This is a genomic window from Xanthomonas arboricola pv. guizotiae (assembly GCF_002940205.1).
GTDB lineage: Bacteria > Pseudomonadota > Gammaproteobacteria > Xanthomonadales > Xanthomonadaceae > Xanthomonas > Xanthomonas arboricola_C.
This window is the reverse complement of record NZ_MDSK01000031.1, coordinates 12,291-37,860: the sequence shown is the minus strand read 5'-3', so window position 1 is coordinate 37,860 and position 25,570 is coordinate 12,291. Positions and strand designations below refer to the sequence as shown.

Sequence of the window (25,570 nt, the reverse complement as noted above, 5' to 3'; positions counted from 1 at the left end):
TTAACGAATATTGATGATCGTCTGGGTGACCTGATCCTGGGTCGAGATCATCTGCGAGTTGGCCTGGAAGTTGCGCTGGGCCACGATCATGTTCACCAGCTGCTCGGTCAGGTCCACCGTGGACGATTCCAGCGAGCCGGATTCGATCTGGCCCAGGTCCGAGGTGTCCGGTGCGCCGGTGCGGGCGGCGCCGGAGGTATAGCTTTCGGCCCACATGTTGTTGCCCTGCGACTGCAGGCCCTGCGGATTGACGAAGGTGCTCAGCGCGACCTGGCCCAGCGGCTTGTCGGCGCCGTTGGAGTAGCGCGCGAACACCACGCCGCTGGTGTCGATGCTGATCTCGTTGAGCTTGCCGCTGGCATAGCCGTCCTGGCGGGTGTCGCGCAGCGCGAAGGCTTCGCCGTACTGGGTCGAGCCGCTGACGTTGAGCTGCATGTTCAGTACGCCGGCCCCGGTGCTCGGGGTGAACGGGTCCATCGTGATGATGCCGTTGGCCGGGGTGGTCAGCGCGCCGGTATCGGAGAACTGCAGCGTGGTCGGCGCGCCGACCGCAGTACCGTCCACGTAGTTGTGCACCTGCCACTCGTTCGGGTTGGCGGTCTTGACGAAGTAGGAGGTCTGCACATGGCTGACGCCCAGCGAATCGTAGACGTTGATGCCGCCGGTGGAGTGGCTGTAGGTCTTGTCGTCGGCCGGGCTGAACGGGGTCACCGACGGGGCGGTGGCATTGCCGGGCAGGGTGAAGGCCAGGTTGACCGTGGAGGTCGACTTGGGCGGGCTGTCGGTGGTCAGCAGCTGCAGGTCCGACAGGCGGCCGACGTCGAAGCCGTTGCCGCTCGGATTGGGGGCGAAGACCTGCAGGCGCGCGCCTTGCGGATTGATCACATAGCCGTTGGCATCGGTCTGGAAGTTGCCGGCGCGGGTGTACATCTTGGCGCCGTTGGAGGTCACGGTGAAGAAGCCCTCGCCGGACACCGCCAGGTCCAGGCTGCGCCCGGTCGGATCGATATTGCCCTGCGAGAACTGCTGCGCCACGTTGCTGACGCGCACGCCCGAACCCACCGCATTGCGCGACAGGCCATAGCTGGTGCTCTGGAACATGTCTGCAAACTCGGCACGCGATTCCTTGAAACCGGTCGTGTTGACGTTGGCGATGTTGTTGGAGGTGACGTTCAGATCGGCATTGGCTGCGTTGATGCCGGACAACGAGGTATTGAAAGCCATGGATGAGGTCCTTTGAGTGTCGGTTGCCGGCTCAGCTGACGCGGAGCACGTTGGCGAGCGGGGAAGTGCCTAGCCCGGTCAGGTTGAGATACAGGCCGTCCGAGCCGATCGTGACGCTGTCCACCGGTGCGTCGACATAGGTGGACAATTTGCTCTTGGAGCCGGCGGTGTCGGTCTGGGTGGCGGTCACGCCGTACTTGCCGGCGGCCATGCGGTTGCCGTTGGCATCGGTGCCGTCCCAGGCAAACGCCACTTCGCCGGCGGCGCTGGCCGGCACGCTGAGCTGTTTGACGAAGGCGCCGTTGGCATCGGTGATTTCGAAATTGACGGTGCCGGCCGAGGTCGCGGCGACCACGCCCTTGGCCGAGTTGGTGGCATCGATGGCGAGCTGCGCGGAAGGCACCAGCACGTTGTGCCCGACCAGCGCGGCACCCTTGAGCACCTGATCGCTGCTCTGCGCTGCCGAGAAGCTGCTGACCTTGGTATTGAGGTCGCCGATGCCCTGGACGGTGGAGAACTGCGCCAACTGGCCCAGAAACGCGCTGTTTTCCATCGGCTTGAGCGGGTCCTGGTGCTGCAGCTGCTCGGTCATCAGCTTGAGGAAGTCGGCCTGGCCGAGCGATTCCTCCTTCTTCTTGGTCGCTGCGGCGCTGCTGGAGGTCAGCCCGAGGCTGGTGTAGAGGTCACTACCGATCGTGCTCATGTGAAAGGGTCCGTAAGGGAAGGGTCAGCTAGGCGGGTCAGCGACCCATGGTCAGGGTGGCGAGCGCCAGTTCCTTGGCGGTGTTGAGCATTTCCACGCCGGCCTGGTAGTTGCGCGAGGCCGAGATCATGTTGACCATCTGCGAGACCGGGTCCACGTCCGGCGAGAACACGTAGCCATCGGCATCGGCCAGCGGGTGGCCGGGCTCGTAGCGACGGATCGGCGGCGCGTTGGTGGTGGTGATCTCCTTGACGTTCACCGAGGTCAGGCTGGGGTCCTGGCGACTTTGCTGGGCCTGGAAGATCGGCTCGATCGGCTTGTAGGTCGCCTCGGCCGAGCCTGCGACCGAATCCGCATTGGCCAGGTTGGAGGCGATGGTGCTCAGGCGGACCGACTGCGCGTGCAGCGCCGATCCGGCCACATCGAAGATGGGAAGATTGCTCATGACTTATTGGCCGGTGATCGCGGTGAGCATCGAGCGCACCTTGGATTCGAGGAAGCTCAGCGAGGCGCGGTATTCCAGCGCGGCGCGGCCGTAGGCAGCACGTTCGGCATCGGGATCGACGGTATTGCCGTCCAGGCTGGGCTGGTCGGATTCGCGGGTGATCTGGAACGGGTTGAGTCCGGCGCCGCCACCCACCTCGTAATGCTTGGCGTCGGTGGTTTGCAGTGAGCCGCCATCCTGTACGCCCTGGGCCGACTTCAGCGCCGCCTCGAAGTTCAGGTCCTTGGCCTTGTAGCCAGGGGTGTCCACATTGCTCAGGTTGCTGGCAATGAGCTTCATGCGCTGCTCGCGCAGCGCCAACGCGTCGCCGTGGACGCCGAGAAACGAAGAGAAGGGACTGGACACGGTGCTCTCCCGCGAAGTGTTGCAAGGGAGGAAGCAAGGTTTGTGCCAATCGAGGTGGTACGGGCTACGGAACGCGGCGAATGCTCGGCGCTGCCGACGAACGGCAGCTTGACCGTCCCGGGAACGCGGTGGGCATCGTATCGGTCGCGGCGCTGCTTCAATCAGACACGCCAGGCCGGAAGGTTCGGCATGACGCAGGGCTGCCCGGCGACGTCCGGCCTTGGCGGATGTCAGTTTGAAAGCGGGCTGACGCATACCGAGCCAACGTCAATGTTGCCGTGCTCCTGGACGCCCGGCGCGGCGCCTTGTCGCTGCCGTCGGCTCCGACCCGGCAGCCGCCTGGCCTTGCTCAGGCCGCTTCGGCGACCACTTTCAGGCGCGCCAGCACATAGTCGGCCAGTTCGTGGGCGCTGTACTTGGCCACGAAGGCGTTGGCGCCGACCTGTTCGACCATGGCGTTGTTGAACACGCCCGACAGCGAGGTGTGCAGCAGCACGTACAGGCCTTGCAGGCCCGGCGTGCGCCGGATTTCCGTCGTCAGCGTGTAGCCGTCCATGGCCGGCATTTCGATGTCGGAGATGACCATCGCATAACGGTCGGCCGGATTCTCGCCTGATGCCGCCACCTGCAACAGGTGGTCCAGCGCCTGGCGGCCGTCGGACAACAAGGTCGCCGAGACGCCGAGCTGGTCGAGCACGCTGCGGATCTGCTGGCGCGCCACCCGCGAGTCGTCCACCACCAGCACCTGGAACTGCCGGTCGTAGGCGACCAGCTGCAGCGAGGGATCCAGCTGCACGTCCTTGCTGACCTTGGCGATGTCGGCGAGCACGCTTTCCACGTCGATGACCTGGATCAACTCGCCCTGGAAGCGCGTCACCGCCGTCAAATAAGTGGCTTCGGCACCCAGCTCCGGCGGCGGGTGGATATCTTCCACCGCGATATTGACGATGCGCTCCACGCCGCTGACCAGAAAGCCCTGGACCGAGCGGTTGAATTCGGCCACTACCAGGTAGCCGGGGCCGCTTTCCGAGTGCGCGTCGCGCTCCGGGTGGCCGATCGCCAGGCCCAGGTCCAGCACCGGCACCGAGCGCCCGCGTACGTCGGCCACGCCGGCGAACTCGGTCGGCAGGCCGGGCACCTGGAACAGCTCCGGACGGCGCAGCACTTCCTGCACCTTGAACACGTTGACGCCAAAAAGCTGGCGCCCGCCCAGCCGGAACAGCAGCAGGGCCAGTCGGTTGTGGCCAGCCAGACGCGTGCGCTGGTCGATGCGGTTGAGCAGATCGTGGGTCATGGGGCAGATATCGACAGCGCCCTCGGAAAACTTGAGCGGTTTTACGGTTGGCGTGGGGCGCTGTCGGGAATCGTGAGTCGGGAATGGGGAATCGCAAAAGCGGAGGGCTTTTTGCAGCAAGCCCGAGGCGAAGGACCGTGTTGTGACGTACCTAAGGTGTTCACTAAGCAAATCGCACATCAGCAGCGAAGACCGATCAAGGCTCAGCCCCCGACCGATTCCCGATTCCCGATTCAAAAACAGGCACGCCTCTTGCACTGCCTATTCCGTCTCCCTCCGGATCTGGTCCCATGCGCCTGCTCCTGCTTGTCATCTTGTTGGCTGCCGCTCCGGCCTGGGCCCAGAGCTATCAGTCTGTCGATTCCATCCGCGCTGCGGCACTGGCCACCGTTGGCCCGGATGCCGAGGCCGAGGCCACGCTGGATCCGGGCTTGCGCATGCCGGCCTGTCCGATCGCGCTGCAGGCGCAGCCGACCGGCACCAATACGGTGGAAGTGGCCTGCCCGCAGCCGGCCGGCTGGCGCCTGTTCGTGCCGCTGAAGGTGCGCCGCAACCAGGATGTATTGGTGCTGCGCCGCGGCATCAGCGCTGGAGAAGTCATTTCGCTGGCCGATATCAGTATCGAGAAGCGCGATGCCGCGCGCATCGTCGGCGCGGTGCTGGCCGATCCGGTGGCGGCGGTGGGCAAGACTGCCCGGCGCATCCTGCCGGCCGGCTCGCTGCTGTCGTCCAACGATCTGGTCACGCAGCGGCTGGTCCGGCGCGGCGACACCGTGCCGCTGGTGTCGCGCAATGGTGGTCTGGAGGTGCGCATGAGCGGGCGCGCGCTGTCCGATGCCGGCGAAAACGAGCGGGTTTCGGTGGAAAATTCCTCTTCGCGCCGGGTGGTGCAGGGGATCGTCGAAGCGAGCGGGACCGTTGTGGTGTCCAGATAGAAAATCGCTATAAAGTTTTTTTTTGGCCTGCCGTTATCCCCTACGACCTGTAGAGGAGTTCCCGACATGAGCCAGAAAATCGAAGGCAATCTACCGACCGCTGCAACCCTTCGCACCGCGGCCACGAGCAGCAAGATCGCTTCGGCCGGTGAAGATCGCGCGTCCCCGATCGCCGCATTGCCGCCGACCGACAGCGTCAAGCTGACCGGTGAGGCGACCAACCTGCAGAACCTGCAGCGCACGCTGTCGCAGTCCTCGGCGATCGACACCGGTCGCGTCCAGGCAGTGAAGGATGCATTGCAAAACGGCAGCTATTCCATCAACCCGGATGCCATCGCCAGCCGCATGATGGATCTGAATCAGCAACTGGCGGGTTAATCCCCGACCCAAAGGATGAACGTGAACGAGTTCCTGCAACGTCTCAGCGATGCGCTGGCCGGCGAACGCCAGGCATTACTCGAGAACGACATCGATGGGTTGATGCGCCACACGCAGGACAAGCTGTCGGCACTGCGCGCGCTGGAAGCGGCAATGCCCCAGGGCGAAGAAGAGCGGCTGCGCGAACTGGCCGAAGCCAATCGTGCCAATGGCGCGCTGCTGGCACGCCGGCGCCGCGAAGTGAACTGGGCACTGCGTCATCTGGGCCGCACCGAGAGTGCGCCGTCCTACGACGCCAAGGGCCAATCGAGCGTGCTGCGCGGCGGTCGTTCGCTGGCCGTGGCCTGAAGCACCGCCGCGCGCCCGAGCGCGCGCAGGTCGGATCAGGTGTGTGTGGCGCAGCGCCGAGCTGCCCGGCGTGCAAGAGCGTGGACCCGCGCAATACGAGGCCTGGGCGGTTCGGCGTATATTGCAGCGTCCTCTCCGCCGCCGTGTCCCGTGACTGCCAAGTTTTTTCTCAATCAAACCCTGTTACCGTCCTCGACCATGCTACGCGCCTTCGGCGACCAGATGCTCGAGGGTGTGCTGCTGTTCCGCGCCGACGGGCAGCTGATCCTGGCCAACGCCATCGCCCGCCAGAGCCTGTGCAAGGAAGATCCTGCCGACGACCGCAATCTCGGCGAGCGGATCTCGCAGGTGCTGCCGTCGGATGCGCTGAATCAGGCGCGCAGCAAGGGCAGCTGGACCGGCAGCCTGCCGGTGGCCGATCGTGTGGTCATCGCGCATCTGTACTACAACGAGGAGCAGGGCGTCGGGCATTTCCTGGCACTGTTCCACAACATCGAAGGCCAGCAGGACTACGAGCGCGAGCTGCAGCAGCGCCATGCCGAACTGCGCCAGGCCTACCTGCGTTTGAACGGCGCGCAGGACAAGCTGCTGCAGTCGGAAAAGATGGCCTCCATCGGCCAGCTGGCCGCCGGCGTGGCGCATGAAATCAACAATCCGATCGGTTACGTGCACTCCAATCTCGGCAGCCTGCAGGAATACCTGCGCAGCCTGTTCACGCTGATCGAAGCCTACGAACGCGCGCTGCAGGCGCCGGACCCAAAGGCGCTCATTCCGGAGATCGACGAGATCCGCAACCGCGCCGACATCGACTTCATCAGCCGCGACCTGCCGCAGTTGATGGCCGAGTCGCGCGAGGGCATCGAGCGGGTCACCCGCATCGTGCGCGACCTCAAGGACTTCTCGTATTCGGACCGTTCCGAGTCGTGGAAGATGGTCGACCTGCATGCCGGTCTCGAATCCACGATCAACATCATCTGGAACGAGCTCAAGTACAAGGTCACGCTGGAGCGCAATTATGCCGAGCTGCCGCTGGTGGAGTGCCTGCCGTCCGAGCTCAACCAGGTCTACATGAACATGCTGCTCAACGCCGGCCAGGCGATCGTCGAGCGCGGCACGATCACCGTCACCACCGGCCGCGACGAGGCCGAGCATGTCTGGATCCAGTTCCAGGATAGCGGCGCGGGCATCGCCCCGGACCTGCTGCAACGCATCTTCGACCCGTTCTTCACCACCAAGCCGGTCGGCAGCGGCACCGGCCTGGGCCTGTCGATCTCCTACGGCATCATCAACAAGCACCACGGCCGCATCGACGTCGAAAGCATCCCGGGGCAGGGCGCCAGTTTCCGGATCGTGCTGCCGGTGCGGCAGCCGCGGTAGCGCTGGCGCGCTGGGAATGGGGAATCGGGAGTAGGGAATCGGGAGAGCGGCATGCGCTGGTGCTTTGGTTTTGAGGCACGATTTGGCACGCGGAGAATCAAGCGGTAGAGATCTGCTCTACCAATTCCCCATTCCCCATTCCCGATTCCCTATTCCCTGCCGTTACGCAGCTCATCATGCGTGCGGAATGCCTGGCGAATATGCTCGCGCAGCTCGTCGTCGTTCCAGGGCTTGGTCAGGAAGCGGTAGATCGCGCCGCGGTTGATCGCCTCGGTCACCGTGGCCAGGTCGGTGTAGCCGGACAGCACCAGGCGCACGGTGTCGGGGTAGAGCATCTTGACCCGGCCCAGGAACTCGGTGCCGCTCATGTCGCTCATGCGCTGGTCCGACAGGATCACCTGCACGTCGTTGGTGGCGAGCAGGTCGAAGGCGTCGCGCACGTTGCCGGCGGCCAGGATGCGGTAGCCGTCGCGGCGGAACAGGCGCACCAGCGAGCGCAGCACGTTCTCTTCGTCGTCCAGCAGCAGCAGCGTGCGGTCGGGGCGGCTTTCGGCGAACGATTCCGGACGCAGGTAGCGGCGGCGTAGCGCCATGCCGGCCGACTCGGCCGACATCGGTTCGCCGAACAGGTAGCCCTGGAAGATGTCGCAATCGTTGCGCCGCAAAAAGCCCAGTTGCGCCTGCGATTCCACGCCATTGGCGATCACCGTCATGCCGAGCTGGTGGCCCATCGCGATGATCGCGCGCGCAATCGCCGCCTCGCGGCTGCCGGCCGGTGCGCTCTTGATGAAGCTGCGGTCGATCTTCAGCCGGTCCACCGGATAGCGCACCAGTGCGCTCAGGCTGGAATCGCCGGTGCCGAAGTTGTCCAGGCTCAGGCTGATGCCTTCGTTGCGCAGGTTGGCCATCGTCTCGTGGACGAAGTTGACGTTGTTGGTCAACGCGCTTTCGTTGATCTCCAGCGTGACGAACTGCGCCGGCACGCCGGCGGTCTGCAGCATCGCCATCACTTCGTTGAAAAAGCCCGGGCGCAACAGCTGCAGCGTGGAGACGTTGACCGCGATGCTGAAATCGTCGAAGCCCTGGTCGCGCCACAGCCGCGCCTGGCGCACCGCGTTCTGCAGCACCCATTCGCCGATCTGCACGATCACCCCAAGGCGCTCGGCGGTACGCATGAAGCGCTCCGGCACCAGCATGCCCAGGGTGGGCGATTGCCAGCGCAGCAGCGCCTCCATGCCGACGATGCGGCCGTCGCGCGCGCTCACCAGCGGCTGGTAGCGCAGCCGCAGTTCGCCATGCGGGATCGCATCGACGATCTGCCGCGCAATGATGCTTTCGCTATGCGCGTTGGTGGCCGAGTTGCGCGTGTACAGCCGCACCGTATTGCCGCCTTCGCGTGCGGCCTGGTAGCTGGCTTCTTCGGCGTAGTCGAGCAGGATCGACAGCGAGGTGGAGTGTTCCGGACACAGGCTGATGCCGACCTTGCCGGTCATGAACAAGGTGTACGGCAGCACCGACAGCGGCAGTTCCAGCTGCTGGCGGATCTCTTCGGCAAAATCCTCCGGCAGCGGGGTGTCTTCGCGACGCACCGCCACCACCACCATTTCATCGCTGCCGTGACGCCACAGCTTGCCGCGCGTGCCGAGAAAATCCTGCAGCCGGCGCGCCACCAGCGTCAGCGCCTGATCGCCGACTTCGGCGCTCATGTTCTCGTTGATCGAGGCGAAGTGATCGATGTCGATATGGAACACCATCAACGGCGGGCCGCCGGATGCGGCAGCGTCCACCAGGTGCAGCAGTTCGGGATTGCCCGCGCCCAGGCGGGTGGGTTTGACGATTTCCAGTCCGGGCGGGATTACGGGGCTCCACATGACTTAACGTCCACCATCGTCGTGGACGGGTTCGCCGACCGGGTGATAGGGCAGGCGCAACGTCACGCGCGTGCCTGCTCCGGGTGCTGATTCTATCGCGAGCGTACCGCCGACGGTTTGCGCACGCTCACGCATCACGATGAGCCCGAGCCCACGCGGGCCCTCCGGTTCGAAGCCATCGCCGTCGTCGCTGACTTCCAGGCGGAAACTCTCGCTGTCGATCGAGTACAGCCGCATGTGCACCTCGCCGGCGCAGGCGTGGCGCAACGCGTTGGTCAGGCTTTCCTGCGCAATCCGGAAGCACGCCTGCTCGATCTCGTTGCCCGGGCGCACGTCCAGCGCCTGGATATCCAGCTCCAGCCGCACCGGCGATGCGCGAAACAGCATCGAGGCCTGCCAGCGCAGTGCCGCTTCCAGACCCAGCGCATCCAGCTGCGGCGGACGCAACAGCATCGACAGGTTACGCAGCTTGGTCACGGTGCTGTCGGCCAGCGACACCACTTCCAGCAGGTCTTCGCGGCGCGCGTCAGGATCCGGCTCGTCCAGCGCCGCATGCGCAGACAGCTTCATCGCCGTGATCGCCTGGCCGATGTCGTCGTGCAGATCGCGCGAGATCGCGCGGCGTTCGTCCTCCTGCAGCGAGAACAGGCGCTTGGCCATCGCCTGCAACTCGGCATTGCTCTCGGCCAGCGCATCGCGCATGCGTTCGGGTTCGCTCAGGTCGCGCACCACCAGCAACTTGCAGCTGCGTCCGCCATAGCGGATATCGCCGGCCGACAGGCCGGCATAGAAGGTGCTGCCATCGCGGCGGCGCATCGCGCGTGCGCTGGACACCGGCTCGTTGCGATCGCTGCCCGCGCGCAGGTACTCGCGCACCACCGGCAGGTCGCCGTCGCTCACCAGGGTCTGCAACGGTTCGCCCAGGATGGTTTCGCCCTGGAAGCCGAATTGCACGGAACCGGCGGCATTGGCATACATCACGTGTTCGTCGGCCAGGATCAGCACGCCATCGGGCAGCACCCTGACCAGCTCGCGGAACTGCTCCTCGCGCTCGCGCAGCAAGCGGCGCGACTGCTCGCGCTCGCTGACGTCCTGCAGCGTGCCGTGGATATGCCGGGCGCCGTTCGGGCTGGTCACGCTTTCGGCGCGCAGATGTACGGTGCGCGGCTGCGAGTCGCCGCCGGTCAGCGGCAGCAGCACATCGATCTGCACGTCGCCACCGGTGCACATGTCCTCGATCATGCGCTCGATGCGCGCCTGGGTGGCGCTGTCGGAGGCGGTCAGCAGCTCTTCCAGCCGATGTTCGCGCCGATGCATGGGCACGCTGCGGCCGAGCAGGCGATACACCGCCGGCGAATAGCGGCCCAGGCCGGTTGTGCGGTCCAGCTGCCAGGAGCCCAGCCGCGCGATGCTCTGCGCTTCCTCCAGGCGTTCGAGCGCCTCGTCGCGCAGATGCTGCGCCTGGCGCTCTTCGTTGCGGTCCACGGTGACCACCAGGCGGGCAGGGCCGCTGGACAGATGCAGTTGATTGCTACGCACCTCCACATGCCGCGGCCCGCTGCGCGTCAGCAGGTCTTCGTTCAATACGCAGGTGGTGTCGCCCTTGCCGCGGATCTGCGTGATGATCTCTTCCAGCCGGTCGCCATCGGCGTTGGGCCAGATCGCCTGCAGCGTCTGCTGCAGGAATTCGTCACGTTCCCACCCGAAGAATTCCAGTGCCGCCGGATTCGCATCGAGGATGCGCATGGTGGCCAGGTCGTAGATGAAGGCCGGGCTGGGCAGGGCCAGGAATTTGGCCTGCAGCAATGCCTCGGACTGCGCCAGCTGCGCGTGCTCGTCCACGATCAAGGTCATGAAGCGGCGCAGCACCAGATGAATGACGATGCTCGACACCAGCAGGAAGCTGGCGTCCGACCAGCGTTCCGGCATGGCGGCGCCGGCCAGGTGCAGCAGCCGGTTGCCCAGCAGCAGCCAGATCACCCCGACCAGCAGGTACAGCCCGGTCAGGGTCCACAGACCTTGTTGCAGGCGCTTGGCGAGGCGAAGACGGGAAACGGGAGCGGACGAAAACGCGGGCGCGGCGACAGGATGAGGCATGGGTCCGCGGACGACCTTTGGTGCTGACGATGCAACCATCTTAGCCGCAACTCGGCCCGGTTCGGTCGAGCCGGAAACACGCGCCTCAACTAATCCGGGAAACGGCCGTTATCCATTGCGACTCCGAAGGCCGGGGTCGATTCTTCGGAGTGTTCCAGAGTGGACTCAGGCGTCATTGCAAGCATGCTGCAGCACCCGCTGACCTCGGCGGTGGTGTTGTTGGATGCGCATGGTCAGCCTCTGGCGGCCAACCGGGTTGCGCAATCGCTGGGATTGCCGTCCACCCTTGGCGCCTATGCCGAAGTCCTGGAAAGCAGTCGGGTCCAGGTGGCCAATAGCGGCGGCATGACCGCCTGCGTGCTGCCGGGCACCGGTGGCGGGCGTCTGGAAGGCTGGCTGCGCGCGGTCAGCGACGAACACGGCCAGGTCATGGCCTACACCCTGAGCATCCCCGAGCCGATGGGCGCCGACGGTACCAGCCGCTGGGAAATGGGTCTGGACAGCGCCGATCACGGTCTGTGGGACTGGGACATTCCAGCCGATGTGGTCTACCGCTCCGAGCGCTGGACCCGCATGCTCGGTTATTCCGAGCAGCCGCTGCCGAACAATCTCACCGCGTTGTCCGGGCTGATCCATCCCGACGACCATGCGCTGGTCAGTGCGGCCGTGCAGGCCCACCTGGACGGCCGCACCGATACCTATACCGCCGAATTCCGCCTGCGTCAGCACGATGGCCAATGGCGCTGGATCCTGGATCGCGGCCGCGTGGTATCGCGGACCGCCGACGGCCGCCCGCTGCGCATGGTCGGCACGCATACCGATGTGCACCACCACAAGTTGCTCGAGCAGCAGCTGCGCGAGCAGCAGGCCCAGCTCGAAGAGGCCCAGCGCATCGCCAGCATGGGCAGCTGGAGCTGGGACACGCTCGATGACGTGCTGTGGGTGTCGCCGGATTTCCTGCACCAGCTCGGCATGACCGAGCAGCGCCTGCAGGGCATTCGCGACATCCTGCGCCTGCTGGGCCGGCCGTCGGTTGCGCATCTGCGCAGTGCCTGGCGCAAGATCAAGCACGAAGGCCTGCCGGTGCATTTCGAGCTGGAAATCAACGGGCTTGCCGGCGTCAATCCGCATCACCTGCGGGTCTGGGCGCAGCCGGTGTTGGACCGCAATGGCGGCATGGTGCGTCTGCTAGGCCAGTTGCAGAACGTCACCGAGCAGCGCCAGACCGATGCATTGATCCGCTGGCGCACCGAGTTGCTCAACCGCGTGTCTGCGCTGGGCAAGATCGGCGGCTGCGAGATCGAGGTCGACACCCGGCGTATGCAGTGGACCGAGGAGTGCTACCGCATCCACGGCCTGCGCAAGGAAAACATCACCCTGGAGCAGGCACTGTCGCTGTACACCCAGGATTCGCGCGACGCCTTCGAGGCGGCGCTGCTGCGCATTTCCGACGGCGGCCTGCCCGAGCAGCTGGAGCTGTGCTTCTACCGCAACTCCGGCCAGCGGGTCTGGGTCCAGGTGCTGATCGAGCTGGACCGTCGCGAAGGCCTGCCGCCACGCTTCGTCGCCTTGTTCCGCGACGTCACCCGCGAACGCGAAGCCAACGAGCGCATCGAGCTGCTGGCCCACTACGATCGCCTGACCGGTCTGCCGAACCGCTTCCTGCTGCGCGAGCAGGCAGAGAACGCGATTCGCGAAGCGCACGAGCGCGGCCATGTGCTGGCGATGCTGCTGATCGATCTGGATGGCTTCAAGAGCATCAACGATTCGTTCGGTCACGCCACCGGCGACAATCTGCTCAAGCTGGCCTCCGCACGCCTGCACCAGCATCTGCGCAACAGCGACCTGTTCGGCCGCTTCAGCGACGATGAATTCATCGTGCTGCTGCGCGATCTCTCCGAGCCGGAAGATGCCGGCCATGTTGCGCGCAAGCTGATCAGCGCGCTGGGCGAGCCGCTGCGCAAGGACCACGTCACCCTCAAGCTCGGGGCCAGCATCGGCATCGCGCTGCAGGGTGAAGGTTTGTCGGATTTCGACAGCCTGCTGCGCGCCGCCGATGCGGCGATGTATGCCGCCAAGGAATCGGGCCGCAACACCTTCCATTACTACAGCCAGGACGTGCTGATGCGCGCCCAGCGTCGCCTGGAGCTGGAACACGCGCTGCAAGGTGCGCTGGAACGCGAAGAGTTCACCCTGGTGTATCAGCCGGTGGTCAATACGGTGGGCGAATCCTCGCCCGCGATCGAGGCGCTGATGCGCTGGAATCGTCCCGGCCATGGCCAGTGCAGCCCGGTCGAGTTCATTCCGATTGCCGAGGAGTGTGGCGAGATCGTGCGCCTGGGCGAGTGGGTGATCGGCGAGGCCTGTCGCCAGGCCGTGGTCTGGGATCGCGCCGGGCTCAATTTCAGCCGCATCGCGGTCAACGTGTCTGCGGTGCAGCTGCGCGAGCGCGGCTTTGCCGAGCGCGTGCTGGAAATCTGCCGCGACAACAGCTGGTCGCCGTCACGCCTGGAACTGGAACTGACCGAGTCGGCCTTGATCCGCGATTCCGACGCGCTGCGCCGCTGCTTCGAGCTGTTCGAACAGAATGGTGTGCTGTTGGCGGTGGACGACTTCGGTACCGGTTTCTCCAACCTGCATTACCTCAACCGCTTCCCGGTGCAGCGTCTGAAGATCGACCGCAGCTTCGTGCAAGGCATGCTCGACGACGCCAACACCGCCGAAGTGACCCAGGCCATCGTGCATCTGGGCCACGCGCTGGGCATGCAGGTGGTCGCCGAAGGCGTGGAAACGGTGCAGGAAGACGCGTTGCTGCGCCAGCAGGGCTGCGACGAAATCCAGGGCTACTTCTATTCGCGGCCGCTGTCGCCGCGCGACATGGCGCAGTGGCTGCGCGAAGCCGAAGCCGGCATGCGCCTTGGCGCGCGCATGGTCATCGCCAACTGACGCAAGCTGTCGCAGTGCCGGGCGTCGCCCGCCCGGCTATTGAAATGCGCCGCTCAGAAGCTCAGCGAGTCGAGGGCGCGATGCCCTCGCCACTTGCGGGACACGCCGTGAATCCGTTCATGGAGGCTCCTCGGGGCCCAGCAACCGACAGGGGCACTGCACCAGAGAGTTGGTCGGTGGCCGGACAAAGACACATATATTGCAAGGCCTTGAGACTTTGAGAAGTCCATAGCCTGCCTGTCGAAAGCCTGCCTGTTATTCGGCTTGCGTGAGGAGGATTTTCGGACGCAAGGTGATCCGAACAATGCACCTCATGCTCTGCTTGCAACCACACACACCGACCATCTCGACAGGTCCTTGCCCGCCTACCGTCGCGGGACCTTACGCGGCATGGATGCCGCGTAAGAGCCTACATGGATGTACTTGCGGCGTGTCCTGCGATGGTAGGCGGGCAAGGGCCCTGCAACCAACCTGCAAAGCCAGGCGCTCTACACCTGATCCAGCACGCGCCAGAGGACCGAAAAGGTACACGCCGGGATTCTGGGCAACAGTAGCGTCGTGCCGGTGCAGCCCGCTCATCATCGCGGGACCTTGTGCGGCATGGATGCCGCAGTAAGAGCATCGAGGGACGGATTCACGGCGTGTCCCGCAACGGTGGGCAGGCAAGGGCCCTGCTGCCAAGCTACAGAGCTAGGCGCTCTACATCCGACGTGGTGTCGTAGAAGTCGTCGAGCAGGCCGGCAGGGGAGACCTCACCCTGGTGCTGCAATCGCATGGCATTGTGTGTTCGGAGCCACGCCGGGTGGCACGGCCTGATGCAGGGACGCCAAAGGTCGGGCAGTGGAGACAGCCAGCGGGGCGCCTGCCGAGGCACGCCCCGCCGTCGTACAACGACGTCAGCGTCCGGATACGTCGACAGCGGCGCCATCCAGACCCAGGTCCCAGGCCACGGTCGCGAACAGCAGTTGTTCTTCGCTGCAGCTGCGGCGCGGATTCTGCATTGCCTGCACTTCCGCACGGGCGGCACGCTCCAGCCGTTCCAGCGCGGCCGGCATGCGCACGCTGCGCAGCGCGGGCCGGGCCGCGTCGCTTTGCGCAATGCGCTGGGCGTGTGCAGCCGCCAGTGCGGCTGATTCCAGCACGGCCGTGGGTGCATCGGTAGGCGGGGCAAGGAGTGTCATCAGCGAAATACCAGATTGTTGCGGAACGACAAATCCACGGAAGCCCGGGGAATGTCGGAAATCAAGCAGGGAAGGGCATCGGTCTTAGAACAGTTCGACCGTGCCGGCGCCCATGCCTTGCTGCGCCACCGGCTTGTGCGGCGGGCGCTCCCATTCCACTCGCATGTCGCGCAGGCGGTTGGACACCTTGGCCAGCGCGGCGACCAGGTCGCTGTCGTACACGCCGCCATTGCGATGCAGCAGTTCCTGCAGCGCCACCGCTTCACGGTTGATCGCGGTGAGGCGATCGAGGTGGGTGTGGATACCGCTCAGTGTCTGCGTGGCGATGTCTTCGAACTGCAGGGCACGCACCGCTTCGGCCACGCTACCGTCGATGGAACGCGCGCATTCGGAGATCTCGCGCATGCCGTCGCCCAGCGAGGCGTTGATCTGCGCGACGTTCTCCAGCATCGCCGCCGATTCGTGGCGGGCTTCGCGGGAGCGATCCATATGACGCGAGGCCAGCTGCGAGACCGTTTCACGCACCTTGGCGATCGATTCCTTGGAGCTGTGTGCCAGCTTGCGGATCTGTTCGTTGAAGGTGGTGGAACGCTCGGACAGATTGCGCACCTCGTCGGCGACCACCGCGAAGCCGCGACCGGCTTCACCGGCACGGGCTGCTTCGATGGCGGCGTTCAAGGCCAGCAGGTTGGTCTGGTCGGCGATCGACTTGACGTCTTCCAGCAGCGCGAAGATGCCATCCAGGTGCTGCGCCATCTCATCGATGTGGTGCACCGTGTTGGTACTCTGGCCGCTCACCTGTTCCAGCGCTTCCACCAACTGCTCCATGCGGGAGCTGGCGTGCTGGGCGAAGCGGGCGACGTCGACGCCGGCGCTGCCGTCGTCACCGGCACGGTCGACGATGCGGGCCAGTGCCTGGCTTTGCTGGCGCGACTTGCGATTCATCGCTTCGAAGCTGCCACCCAGGCCGGACACGGCCTGGCGAATCAGTTCGCGGGCACGCTCGACTTCCGAGCGCGAACCGTCGACTTCGTTGCTGACGAACGTACGCAGTTCGTTGAGCAGTTGGTCCTGCTCGCGCAGGATGCGGGCCTGGTCCGGATTGGGCCGGAACTGGGAGTAGGTCACCCAGGCAGCGAAACCGAGCCAGCTGAGCGTCATGGTCGCCAGGATCGCCCAGCGCACCGAAGCGGGCCAGTCGAATCCGACAGCGAAGGGGAACAGCAAGGTCAGGGCCAAAGGGGCGGCCAGACGGATAAGTGGACGTGAATACATGGGCGTTCTCGGCAGAGTCACGGTTGCTGTATCGGCCGTACCCCCTGTGTCTTTAGCGACGATCGCCACATCGTCCCGCCCGTTCAAGCTTTGTTGACATGCGCCAGCGACCGCCTACGCGTGCGGCACGCCGGGTTCGTCCTTGGTTTAGCGCAGCGCGCGGTCCACCGCCTCGATCATTGCGCGCTTGGCGAACAGGAAATCCCACAGGCTGCCACCCATCTGCCGCCACAACACCGCCGAGCGGACCGCGGCCAGCAGCAGCGCGCGGATTTCCGCGACCACGCCGGCCTGGCCCAGGTAATGCGGATTGCCCTGCACCATGACCTTGGGGCGCAGGTGGCTGATGGTCTGCGCATACAGCCCTCCCAGCGAACTCAGCACGTCCGGGTGGCCGCTGTCGCCCAGCTGCTGCGCCTGCCGCGCTGCCGCCTCGATGCCGTTGGAGACCGTGGCCACGGTGGCGGTATCGCGCACGAAGCGTCGCTCCAGCTGCAACACCGCCAGCGCCAGCCGCGGCAGGACCTCGTCCTGGCCCTGATTGTGGAAATAGTTGTGCAGCAGCCGCAGGCCGGGCGCCAGGTCCGCTGGCGAGCCGTACACCGCCACCGGCGAGGCCGCATCCACCCGGAACACGCTGTCCATGGCGGTACGCACCGTCGCAGCCTCCGAATGCCCGGTTTCGGCGATCCGCCGCACCTGTTGCAGGGCCTGGGCGACGCCGGCAAGCGCCAGCACGCGGTGATCCATGGAAGAACTCATCAAGCCACTACCTCAGGTGAAAAGGAAGATCCCGCCAGTTGGCGTTCCAGCGGTGCATCGGTGGCGGCAATGACCGCGCCGCCCATGCATTCCTCGCCGTCATACAACACCAGCGACTGCCCGGGCGTCACCGCCCGCTGCGGCCGCTCGAAACGCACCTGCACGCTGCCATCGTCCTGTACCTCCACCGTGCACGGCTCGTCGGGCTGCCGGTAACGCGTCTGTGCGGTGCAGCCGAAGCTGCGCGCCGGCGGCGCCCCGGTGACCCAGTGGGCCCGCTCGGACTGCAGCCAGCGCGATTGCAGCAGCGGGCTGTCGCGGTCCTGGTCCACATACAGCACGTTGCTCGCCACATCCTTGCCGACCACGTACCACGGCGCGGCGGCACGCCCACGCACGCCACCGATGTTCAGGCCTTCGCGCTGACCCAGGGTGAAATAGAACACCCCCGGATGCTCGGCGATGCGCTGCCCCTGCGGATCGCGGATCTCGCCGCTGCGCGCGGGCAGGTAACGGCCCAGAAACTCGCGGAAATCGCGCTCGCCGATGAAGCAGATGCCGGTGGAATCCTTCTTGGCGTGGGTCGGCAGGCCGGCGTCCTGGGCGACCCGGCGCAGCGTGCTTTTTTCCATGTCGCCGATCGGAAACAGCGTCGCGGCCAGCTGGGCCTGTCCCAGCTGATGCAGGAAATAGCTCTGGTCCTTGCCGCGGTCGGCGCCGCGCAGCAGGCGCCAGCGCCCGCCGCTGTACGCCACCCGCGCATAGTGGCCGGTGGCGATGCGCTCGGCGCCCAGCGCCTGGGCCGCATCCAGGAAATGCTTGAACTTGACCTCGCGGTTGCACAGCACGTCCGGGTTCGGGGTGCGCCCGGCCGCGTATTCGGCCAGGAAATGCTCGAACACGCCGCGCCAGTATTCGCCGGAAAAATCGCGGAAGTGGAACGGGACGCCCAGCACCCCGCAGACCGCCACCGCATCGCGGCGGTCGTCCTCGGCGCGGCAATCGCCGCTGCCGTCGTCGGCCCAGTTCTGCATGAACAGCCCGGCGATCGACTCGCCCTGCTGGGCCAGCCGCCAGGCCGCCACCGACGAATCCACACCGCCGGAGACACCGACGACGATCCGCGGCGTACTCATGCGACGTGCCGCACCAGGGCCAAGGGATGGCGTTGGCCGGCCAGGTAGTCGGCCACCACTTCCCACACCAACGGGCTGCGCAGGCGCTCGGTCGCGCAGCGCAATTGGTCCGGCGTCATCCACAACGCGCGCACCACGCCGGTGTCCAGGCTGCGCTCGGGATGGTGGGTCACGGCCTCGGCGACAAACGCAAACCGCAGGAAGCACTGGCCGGTCGGAGCGACCCACTGGTAGGTGCCGATGAAGTGGGTCAGGCGGACGTCCCAGCCGGTCTCTTCCAGGGTCTCGCGCACCGCCGCGTCGAGCAGGCTTTCGTCCGGTTCCAGATGCCCGGCAGGCTGGTTCAACAACAGCCGGTCGCCGATGCTTTCTTCGACCTGCAGGAAGCGCCCGTCGCGCACCACCACGGTGGCCACGGTGACATCCGGATGCCAGCGTTGCTCGCAAGCGCTCATCGCTGCAGGTCCTGCGTGATCGGGGCCGCGCTGGCGCTAGCGGCGAACCGCACGGTTTGAAGCCGGGTCAAGCGGCGCTGCGACCCGGCAAGGTGCACGGAGCTGGGCAAGTCGGCGGTGAACGACGGCGCCAGCGACGGCGTGGTCAGGAAATCGGTCATCAAGGGCCAGCCGTGGAATCGGAGACAAATTGTGCGGGGCGCGGCGTAAATCGTCCAATGCGTGCGGCGATGAACCGTATAATGCCCGGATGCCTCGGAAGACCTCACACGAACACGATCACGGCCTCACGGTCGAAGCCAGCAAGCCTGAAGTGGCGCCACCGCCGCGCTATCAGGTGCTTTTGCTGAACGACGACTACACCCCGATGGACTTCGTGGTGACGGTGCTGCAGCAGTTTTTCAACCTCGATCTGGAGCGAGCCACGCAGGTCATGCTGCATGTCCATACCCGTGGGCGCGGCGTCTGCGGTGTCTACAGCCGCGAAGTCGCCGAGTCCAAGGTGGCGCAGGTCAACGAATTCTCGCGCATGAACCAGCACCCGCTGCTGTGCACGATGGAACAGACCTGAGGCAGCAAACCGATCATTCCAGCAGCGCAACACTGTGGCTGCAATCATATGCTAACGCCGTCTGAACATGCCTATCCGATAGGGTTGTGGTAAATCCCAACAAAAGCCGCATATTGTTGGCAACAGCCGTTCGGAGTTACCAATGTTCAGCAAAGACCTAGAGCAAACCATCGGCCAGTGCTACAAGCGAGCACGCGAGGCACGTCATGAGTTCATGACCGTCGAGCACCTGCTGCTCTCGCTGCTGGACAACCCGTCCGCCCAGGCCGTCCTCAAGGCCTGCGGTGCCGACCAGGTGCGTTTGCACAACGATCTGGAGCAGGCGATCGAGGCTTCGGTCTCGCGCCTGGCCGAAGACGATGGCCGCGACACCCAGCCCACCCTGGGCTTTCAGCGCGTGCTGCAGCGTGCGGTCTATCACGTGCAATCCTCGGGCAAGAAGGAAGTCACCGGCGCCAACGTGCTGGTGGCGATCTTCGGCGAGAAGGATTCGCACGCGGTGTACTTCCTGAACCAGCAAGACATCACCCGCCTGGATATCGTCAATTACCTCTCGCATGGCATCGCCAAGCTGGGTGAGGATGGCGAGCAGCCGTCCGCGCCGGATGGCGAGTCCAAGAGCGAGGGCGGGGAGGGCGAGGTCAAGGGCGATGCACTGGCCGAGTTCGCGACCAATCTCAACGAGCAGGCCCGCAACGGCAAGATCGACCCGCTGGTCGGCCGCGGCGACGAAATCGAGCGCACCATCCAGGTGCTGTGCCGCCGCCGCAAGAACAACCCGCTGTACGTGGGCGAGGCCGGTGTGGGCAAGACCGCGATCGCCGAGGGCCTGGCCAAGCGCATCGTCGACAACGACGTGCCGGAAGTGCTGGCCGATGCGGTGATCTTCTCGCTGGACCTGGGCGCGCTGGTGGCCGGCACCAAGTACCGTGGCGACTTCGAAAAGCGCCTCAAGGGCGTGCTGGCGGCGCTGAAGAAGGTGCCCAACGCGGTGCTGTTCATCGACGAGATCCACACCATCATCGGTGCCGGGTCGGCGTCGGGCGGCACCATGGACGCCTCCAATCTGATCAAGCCGGCGCTGTCGTCAGGCGAGCTGCGCTGCATCGGCTCGACCACGTTCCAGGAATACCGCGGCATCTTCGAAAAGGACCGTGCACTGGCGCGCCGTTTCCAGAAGATCGACATCGTCGAGCCGACCGTGGGCGAGACCTTCGAAATCCTGCAGGGCCTCAAGCCCAAGTACGAGGCGCACCACGGCGTGACCTATGCCGATGACGCGCTGCAGGCGGCCGTGGACCTGTCGGTCAAGCACATCGGCGACCGCCTGCTGCCGGACAAGGCGATCGATGTGATCGACGAGGCCGGTGCGCGTCAGCGTCTGCTGCCGGAAGGCAAGCGCAAGGAACTGATCGATATCGAGGAAATCGAAACCATCGTCGCCAAGATGGCGCGGATCCCGGCCAAGCAGGTCAGCGCGACCGACAAGGACGTGCTGCAGCATCTGGAGCGCAACCTGAAGATGGTGATCTTCGGGCAGAACCCGGCGATCGAGACGCTGGCCGGCTCCATCAAGCTGGCGCGCTCGGGTCTGGCCAATCCGGAAAAGCCGATCGGCAACTTCCTGTTCGCCGGCCCCACCGGCGTCGGCAAGACCGAGGTCACCAAGCAGCTCGCGCTGCAGCTGGGGATCGAACTGGTGCGCTTCGACATGTCCGAGTACATGGAAGCGCATTCGATCAGCCGTCTGATCGGTGCGCCTCCGGGCTATGTCGGCTTCGATCAGGGCGGCTTGCTGACCGAGAAGGTCGTCAAGACGCCGCACTGCGTGCTGCTGCTGGACGAAGTGGAGAAGGCGCATCCGGACATCTTCAACATCCTGTTGCAGGTCATGGATCGCGGCATCCTCACCGACACCAACGGGCGCGAGGCGAATTTCAAGAACGTGATCCTGGTGATGACGACCAATGCCGGTGCCACCCAGGCATCGCGGCGGTCGATCGGCTTCACCAAGCAGGATCACTCCACCGATGCGATGGAGTCGATCCGTCGCGGGTTCACGCCCGAGTTCCGCAACCGCCTGGATGCGATCGTGCAGTTCCAGCCGCTGGGCTTCGACCACATCCTGCGGGTGGTGGACAAGTTCATCATCGAGCTGGAAATGCTGTTGCAGGAAAAGCACGTCTCGCTGTCGGCCACCCCGACTGCGCGCGACTGGCTGGCCCAGCATGGCTTCGATCCGCTGATGGGCGCGCGTCCGATGTCGCGGGTGATCCAGGAGAAGATCAAGCGTCCGCTGGCCGACGAACTGTTGTTCGGCAAGCTGGTGGAGGGTGGCCGGGTCAATATCGACGTCAAGGATGGCGAGCTGGTGGTGGAAGCGCACCCGGAGCCGGAGCGTCTGCTGCCGGCAACGGTGGACTGATCGCCTTGCGGTCCTGAAACGAAAAAACCGCTCGAAAGAGCGGTTTTTTTATGTCCTCGGAACATGGCCCGGTTGGTTGCGGAGGCCGGGCAGCTCGCGAGCGGCCACGACGCTGCGCCTCCGAAGCTGGGCGATGTAGCACCAAGGGGCAAGCGCTGACGGCAAGGGCGCAAGCGAGGGTGAGGCAAGCCAACAAACCCGATCGCTGCTGCCATCCAGCTACGCAAATCCCGGCCACGACAAAAAGCGGCCATTGGCCGCCTCGCGTCTCACACCAGAACCGCTTACTTCATGCGGTAGGTAATACGACCCTTGGTCAGGTCGTAGGGAGTCATCTCAATCTTGACCCGGTCGCCGGTCAGGATGCGGATGTAGTTCTTGCGCATGCGGCCGGAGATGTGGGCGATGATCTCGTGCCCGTTTTCCAGCTTGACCCGGAACGTGGTGTTGGGGAGCGTCTCGCAGACGCTGCCTTCGAATTCAATGGAGTCGTCTTTCGACATGTAATCCTGTGCAATCACGGCTGGCCCGGGAGGGCCGTAAGGGACGGGATTTTACGCCCCATCTCCCTGCGGCGCAAATTTTATGTTAAGCGGACGTCAGCGAGCGCGCTGGCAGGCCGTTCGCCGTAGCACTCGGACCAGCTGCCCGGCGCCGCCGCCTGGCCGACCTGCGGCCGCACCTGCTGCAGGAACTCTGCACGTGGCAGGCGTTGCGCGCCCAGGCGCATCAGGTGTGGGTTCTCCACCTGCGCGTCGAGCAATGGCCAGCCGCAGGAGTGCAGATACGCGGCCAGCGCAGCCAGCGCCACCTTGGAGCCGCCGCTGTCGGCACTGAACATGCTCTCGCCGAAGAACATCCGGCCGACCGCCACGCCGTAGATGCCGCCGACCAGGCGCGTGCCATCGAACACCTCCAGCGAATGCGCATGGCCCAGCCGATGCAGTTCGAGATAGGCCTGCTGCATCGGCGTGGTGATCCAGGTGCCATCCTGGCCGGCACGCGGAATCGAGGCGCAGGCATCGATCACCTGCGCGAAGGCGCTATCGGCGCGCACGATCCAGTGGCTGCTGCGCAGCTGGCGGCGGAAGCGCGAGGACAGGCGCACGCCATCGGTGCGAAACACCGTGCGTGGGTCCGGGCTCCACCACAGGATCGGCTGGCCTTCCGAGAACCAGGGAAACACGCCACTGGCATAGGCGTTGAGCAGGCGCTGCGGCGACAGATCGCCGCCGATGGCGAGCAGGCCGTCAGGCTCGCGCAACGCGGACTCGGCCGGCGGAAACGGCGCGGCCGGATCGGCCGCCAGCAGGTAGGGAAGGGCGCGGGACATGCGCGCAGTGTAGGGCGTGTCGTACACCTCGCGCCCAGGGCGAGGAGCATCACCGGCACGCGGCGGTGCGCAGCATGGTCGCCACGTTTCGTGGCATGCGCCTACGAACGCCTGCGGCTGGGCGTGCAGTTAGCGCGCGGCCAGGAGTGGTCGTTGGATGGCGTGAGCTGCAGCGCCGCGAACGCTGCGATGGACCGGGCCTGCGATCGACTGCGACTGCCGCGTAGGTCCCCGCCGCGCGGCTCAGTCGCGAAACGGGCTGTGCTCGGACAGCGCGCGCGCGTGTCGGGCCACCGCGTCGCGCTCGTCGGCGCACCATTGCGCCAGCGGCTCGCGGAAGCCGGGGTCGGCGATCCAGTGACGGCTGCGGACCAGTGTCGGCAGAAAGCCGCGCGCGATCTTGTGCTCGCCTTGCGCGCCGGGCTCGAAGCGGGCCAGGCCCTCGCGCAGGCAGTATTCGATGCCCTGGTAGTAGCAGGTTTCGAAATGCAGCCCCGGAAGGGCTTCGCCGCCCCAGTAACGCCCGTACAGCGTGTCGCGCCCGCGCAGGCAGAGCGCGCCGGCGATCGGTTGCCCGTCCAGCTCGGCCAGAAACATCACCAGCTGGCGCGGCAGCTGCCGCGCCAGGTGATGCAGGAATTCCGGCGTCAGCGCCGGCGAGTTGCCGTATTCGTTGAAGGTCTTGAGATAGAAGCCGTACATCGCTTCCAGGTCGGCGTCGTTGGCTGCATCGCCATGCACCACGCGCAACTGCACGCCGGCCCGCTGCACCTTGGCGCGCTCCTGGCGGATGTTCTTGCGCCGCTTGTGGTCCATCGCCGCCAGGAAGCTTTCGAAATCGCTCCAGCCGCTGGCGTTGTGCCAGTGGTACTGCAGATCGTTGCGCTCCAGCCAGTCGGGGTCGAAGGCGCTGTCTTCGTCGGCCGGGTGGAAGTTGACGTGCGCCGACGACAGCCCGCTGCGCTCCACCAGCGTGCGCATCGCCGCAAGCAACTGCGGGCGCCAGCGCGGCGCCCCCAGCAGGCGCGGTCCGGTCACCGGCGAGTAGGGCACCCCGCACAGCCACTTGGGGAAGTACTCCTGCCCGTAACGCGCGTAGGCATGCGCCCAGGCGTGGTCGAACACGAACTCGCCATGCGAGTTGTTCTTCAGGTACCCCGGCGCGGCGGCGACCAGGGTGTCGCCATCCCATAGCGTCAGGTGCAACGGGTTCCAGCCCCAGTCCGGGCGCAGGCAGCCCTCCCGCTCGAGGCCTTCCAGGAAGGCATAAGAAATGAACGGGTGCGCGCCGTCGTGCAGCGCGTCCCAGGCGCCGGCCGCAAGCTCGTCCAGGCGGCGGCACCAGCGGGCGGTGACGCTCATGCGCACGGCCTGCTGGTCTTGGCACTGCCCGCGCGGCGCGGCCGGCGGCCAGCAGCCACCTCAGGCGCTCTTGTCGAGATAGCGCTCGGCATCCAGCGCGGCCATGCAGCCGAAGCCGGCCGAAGTGATCGCCTGGCGGTAGTGCTGGTCGGCGACGTCGCCGGCGGCGAACACGCCGGCTACCGAAGTCTCGGTCGCCGCGCCGTTGAGGCCGGAGCGGATTTCCAGGTAACCGTTGTTCATCGCCAGCTGGCCGTCGAACAATTGCGTATTGGGGTGATGGCCGATGGCAACGAAGAAGCCGTGCGCGACGATCTCGCGGGTGCTGCCGTCAAGGGTGGACTTGACCCGCACGCCGGTGACGCCGGCATCGTTGCCCAGCACTTCATCGATGGCGTGGTGCCAGACGGTTTCGATCTTGCCGGTGGCGACCTTGGCGAACAGCTTGTCCTGCATGATCTTTTCCGCGCGCAGCGTATCGCGGCGGTGCACCAGGTAGACCTTGCGAGCGATGTTGGACAGGTACAGCGCTTCTTCGACTGCGGTATTGCCGCCGCCGACCACTACCACGTCCTGATCCTTGTAGAAGAAGCCGTCGCAGGTGGCGCAGGCGGACACGCCGCGGCCCTTGAAGGCTTCCTCGCTGGGGATGCCCAGGTACTTGGCGGTGGCGCCGGTGGAGATGATCAGTGCGTCGCAGGTGTATTCGGCACCGTCGCCGGTCAACCGGAACGGGCGCTGCGACAGGTCGGCGGTGTGGATGTGGTCGAAGATCACCTCGGTCTCGAAGCGCTCGGCATGCGCCTGCATGCGGCTCATCAGGTCCGGGCCCATCAGGCCGTGGGGGTCGCCCGGCCAGTTGTCGACTTCGGTGGTGGTCATCAGCTGGCCGCCTTGCTGCAGGCCGGTGATCACCACCGGCTTGAGGTTGGCGCGGGCGGCGTAGACCGCGGCGGTCCAGCCGGCCGGGCCGGAGCCCAGGATCAACAGGCGGGAATGCTTGGCGGGACTGGCAGAAGAGGCGCTCATGTATACTCGCGATCTGGG

Annotated in this window: 24 protein-coding genes; 7 read left to right on the top strand and 17 right to left on the bottom strand. The window is 65.7% G+C overall.

The annotated features are described in order from the left end of the window. The 5 genes from flgE to XarbCFBP7408_RS16995 all read right to left on the bottom strand — a co-directional run bounded on the left by flgE (window position 1) and on the right by XarbCFBP7408_RS16995 (window position 4,071). Window positions 1-1,224, bottom strand: a complete 1,224-nt coding sequence (gene flgE / locus XarbCFBP7408_RS17015; protein ID WP_104563959.1) for a flagellar hook protein FlgE — start codon at window positions 1,222-1,224, stop codon at window positions 1-3. Between the two features lie 31 nt (window positions 1,225-1,255). Then, entirely contained in the window at window positions 1,256-1,927 is a 672-nt protein-coding gene (locus tag XarbCFBP7408_RS17010) for a flagellar hook capping FlgD N-terminal domain-containing protein (protein WP_104563958.1), read from the bottom strand. Window positions 1,928-1,964: 37 nt separating this feature from the next. After that, window positions 1,965-2,372: a flagellar basal body rod protein FlgC gene (gene flgC / locus XarbCFBP7408_RS17005; protein WP_005914451.1), complete on the bottom strand. Its 408-nt coding sequence runs from the start codon at window positions 2,370-2,372 to the stop codon at window positions 1,965-1,967. 3 nt (window positions 2,373-2,375) lie between these two features. After that, window positions 2,376-2,777 carry a flagellar basal body rod protein FlgB gene (gene flgB, locus XarbCFBP7408_RS17000; RefSeq protein WP_104563957.1) on the bottom strand — a complete coding sequence of 134 codons (402 nt, stop codon included), beginning with the start codon at window positions 2,775-2,777 and terminating at the stop codon, window positions 2,376-2,378. Window positions 2,778-3,126: 349 nt separating this feature from the next. Continuing rightward, window positions 3,127-4,071, bottom strand: coding sequence for a chemotaxis protein CheV (locus XarbCFBP7408_RS16995; RefSeq protein ID WP_104563956.1), 945 nt, complete (start codon window positions 4,069-4,071; stop codon window positions 3,127-3,129). Between the two features lie 290 nt (window positions 4,072-4,361). Between XarbCFBP7408_RS16995 and flgA the strand changes: the two genes are divergently transcribed. From flgA to XarbCFBP7408_RS16975, 4 genes are all read left to right on the top strand, one after another. Continuing rightward, window positions 4,362-5,006 (top strand): flagellar basal body P-ring formation chaperone FlgA, encoded by a 645-nt coding sequence (flgA, locus tag XarbCFBP7408_RS16990; RefSeq protein ID WP_102584546.1) that lies wholly within the window; start codon window positions 4,362-4,364, stop codon window positions 5,004-5,006. 66 nt (window positions 5,007-5,072) lie between these two features. After that, complete coding sequence (gene flgM / locus XarbCFBP7408_RS16985) at window positions 5,073-5,384, top strand: flagellar biosynthesis anti-sigma factor FlgM (protein ID WP_016901729.1); 312 nt, start codon at window positions 5,073-5,075, stop codon at window positions 5,382-5,384. 15 nt (window positions 5,385-5,399) lie between these two features. Next, window positions 5,400-5,732: a hypothetical protein gene (locus tag XarbCFBP7408_RS16980; RefSeq protein ID WP_024939614.1), complete on the top strand. Its 333-nt coding sequence runs from the start codon at window positions 5,400-5,402 to the stop codon at window positions 5,730-5,732. Between the two features lie 150 nt (window positions 5,733-5,882). Then, on the top strand, window positions 5,883-7,109 hold the full coding sequence (locus XarbCFBP7408_RS16975; protein WP_104563955.1) for an ATP-binding protein: 1,227 nt from the start codon (window positions 5,883-5,885) through the stop codon (window positions 7,107-7,109). A gap of 149 nt (window positions 7,110-7,258) precedes the next feature. Here XarbCFBP7408_RS16975 and XarbCFBP7408_RS16970 read toward each other — a convergent pair whose 3' ends face one another. Both XarbCFBP7408_RS16970 and XarbCFBP7408_RS16965 read right to left on the bottom strand, forming a co-directional pair. Further along, complete coding sequence (locus XarbCFBP7408_RS16970) at window positions 7,259-8,980, bottom strand: EAL domain-containing protein (RefSeq protein ID WP_104563954.1); 1,722 nt, start codon at window positions 8,978-8,980, stop codon at window positions 7,259-7,261. A 3-nt stretch (window positions 8,981-8,983) separates the two neighbouring features. Further along, complete coding sequence (locus tag XarbCFBP7408_RS16965) at window positions 8,984-11,116, bottom strand: PAS domain S-box protein (protein ID WP_181106751.1); 2,133 nt, start codon at window positions 11,114-11,116, stop codon at window positions 8,984-8,986. Window positions 11,117-11,236: 120 nt separating this feature from the next. Between XarbCFBP7408_RS16965 and XarbCFBP7408_RS16960 the strand changes: the two genes are divergently transcribed. Then, window positions 11,237-14,023: a sensor domain-containing protein gene (locus XarbCFBP7408_RS16960; protein WP_181106750.1), complete on the top strand. Its 2,787-nt coding sequence runs from the start codon at window positions 11,237-11,239 to the stop codon at window positions 14,021-14,023. An 896-nt stretch (window positions 14,024-14,919) separates the two neighbouring features. Here XarbCFBP7408_RS16960 and XarbCFBP7408_RS16955 read toward each other — a convergent pair. The 6 genes from XarbCFBP7408_RS16955 to XarbCFBP7408_RS22825 all read right to left on the bottom strand — a co-directional run bounded on the left by XarbCFBP7408_RS16955 (window position 14,920) and on the right by XarbCFBP7408_RS22825 (window position 18,993). Further along, window positions 14,920-15,204, bottom strand: coding sequence for a hypothetical protein (locus XarbCFBP7408_RS16955; protein WP_104563952.1), 285 nt, complete (start codon window positions 15,202-15,204; stop codon window positions 14,920-14,922). Window positions 15,205-15,288: 84 nt separating this feature from the next. Beyond that, window positions 15,289-16,566, bottom strand: coding sequence for a methyl-accepting chemotaxis protein (locus tag XarbCFBP7408_RS16950; RefSeq protein ID WP_181106748.1), 1,278 nt, complete (start codon window positions 16,564-16,566; stop codon window positions 15,289-15,291). A 60-nt stretch (window positions 16,567-16,626) separates the two neighbouring features. Further along, window positions 16,627-17,241 (bottom strand): high frequency lysogenization protein HflD, encoded by a 615-nt coding sequence (hflD, locus tag XarbCFBP7408_RS16945; RefSeq protein ID WP_104563951.1) that lies wholly within the window; start codon window positions 17,239-17,241, stop codon window positions 16,627-16,629. Then, window positions 17,241-18,377 carry a tRNA 2-thiouridine(34) synthase MnmA gene (gene mnmA / locus XarbCFBP7408_RS16940; RefSeq protein WP_104563950.1) on the bottom strand — a complete coding sequence of 379 codons (1,137 nt, stop codon included), beginning with the start codon at window positions 18,375-18,377 and terminating at the stop codon, window positions 17,241-17,243. Before mnmA ends, hflD begins: the two co-directional genes overlap by 1 nt. Continuing rightward, window positions 18,374-18,832, bottom strand: coding sequence for an NUDIX hydrolase (locus XarbCFBP7408_RS16935; RefSeq protein WP_104563949.1), 459 nt, complete (start codon window positions 18,830-18,832; stop codon window positions 18,374-18,376). Before XarbCFBP7408_RS16935 ends, mnmA begins: the two co-directional genes overlap by 4 nt. Next, the gene (locus XarbCFBP7408_RS22825) at window positions 18,829-18,993 is read right to left on the bottom strand and encodes a hypothetical protein (RefSeq protein ID WP_181106746.1); all 165 of its coding nucleotides are present in this window, start codon (window positions 18,991-18,993) and stop codon (window positions 18,829-18,831) included. The genes XarbCFBP7408_RS16935 and XarbCFBP7408_RS22825 overlap by 4 nt, the downstream gene beginning before the upstream one ends. Before the next feature lie 89 nt (window positions 18,994-19,082). On the opposite strand from XarbCFBP7408_RS22825, the gene clpS reads away from it, so the two are divergent. Both clpS and clpA read left to right on the top strand, forming a co-directional pair. After that, window positions 19,083-19,403: an ATP-dependent Clp protease adapter ClpS gene (gene clpS, locus XarbCFBP7408_RS16930; RefSeq protein WP_016901748.1), complete on the top strand. Its 321-nt coding sequence runs from the start codon at window positions 19,083-19,085 to the stop codon at window positions 19,401-19,403. A gap of 142 nt (window positions 19,404-19,545) precedes the next feature. Next, a complete protein-coding gene (gene clpA, locus XarbCFBP7408_RS16925; RefSeq protein WP_104563948.1) occupies window positions 19,546-21,828 on the top strand; it encodes an ATP-dependent Clp protease ATP-binding subunit ClpA in 2,283 nt (760 codons plus the stop codon). Window positions 21,829-22,112: 284 nt separating this feature from the next. On the opposite strand, the gene infA is transcribed toward clpA, so the two are convergent. From infA to trxB, 4 genes are all read right to left on the bottom strand, one after another. Further along, the gene (infA, locus tag XarbCFBP7408_RS16920; protein ID WP_104563982.1) at window positions 22,113-22,331 is read right to left on the bottom strand and encodes a translation initiation factor IF-1; all 219 of its coding nucleotides are present in this window, start codon (window positions 22,329-22,331) and stop codon (window positions 22,113-22,115) included. Window positions 22,332-22,411: 80 nt separating this feature from the next. Continuing rightward, window positions 22,412-23,161, bottom strand: a complete 750-nt coding sequence (aat, locus tag XarbCFBP7408_RS16915) for a leucyl/phenylalanyl-tRNA--protein transferase (RefSeq protein WP_104563947.1) — start codon at window positions 23,159-23,161, stop codon at window positions 22,412-22,414. A 243-nt stretch (window positions 23,162-23,404) separates the two neighbouring features. Continuing rightward, entirely contained in the window at window positions 23,405-24,523 is a 1,119-nt protein-coding gene (locus XarbCFBP7408_RS16910; protein ID WP_104563946.1) for a GNAT family N-acetyltransferase, read from the bottom strand. Between the two features lie 60 nt (window positions 24,524-24,583). After that, the gene (trxB, locus tag XarbCFBP7408_RS16905) at window positions 24,584-25,552 is read right to left on the bottom strand and encodes a thioredoxin-disulfide reductase (protein WP_104563945.1); all 969 of its coding nucleotides are present in this window, start codon (window positions 25,550-25,552) and stop codon (window positions 24,584-24,586) included. Between the last annotated feature and the right edge of the window lie 18 nt (window positions 25,553-25,570).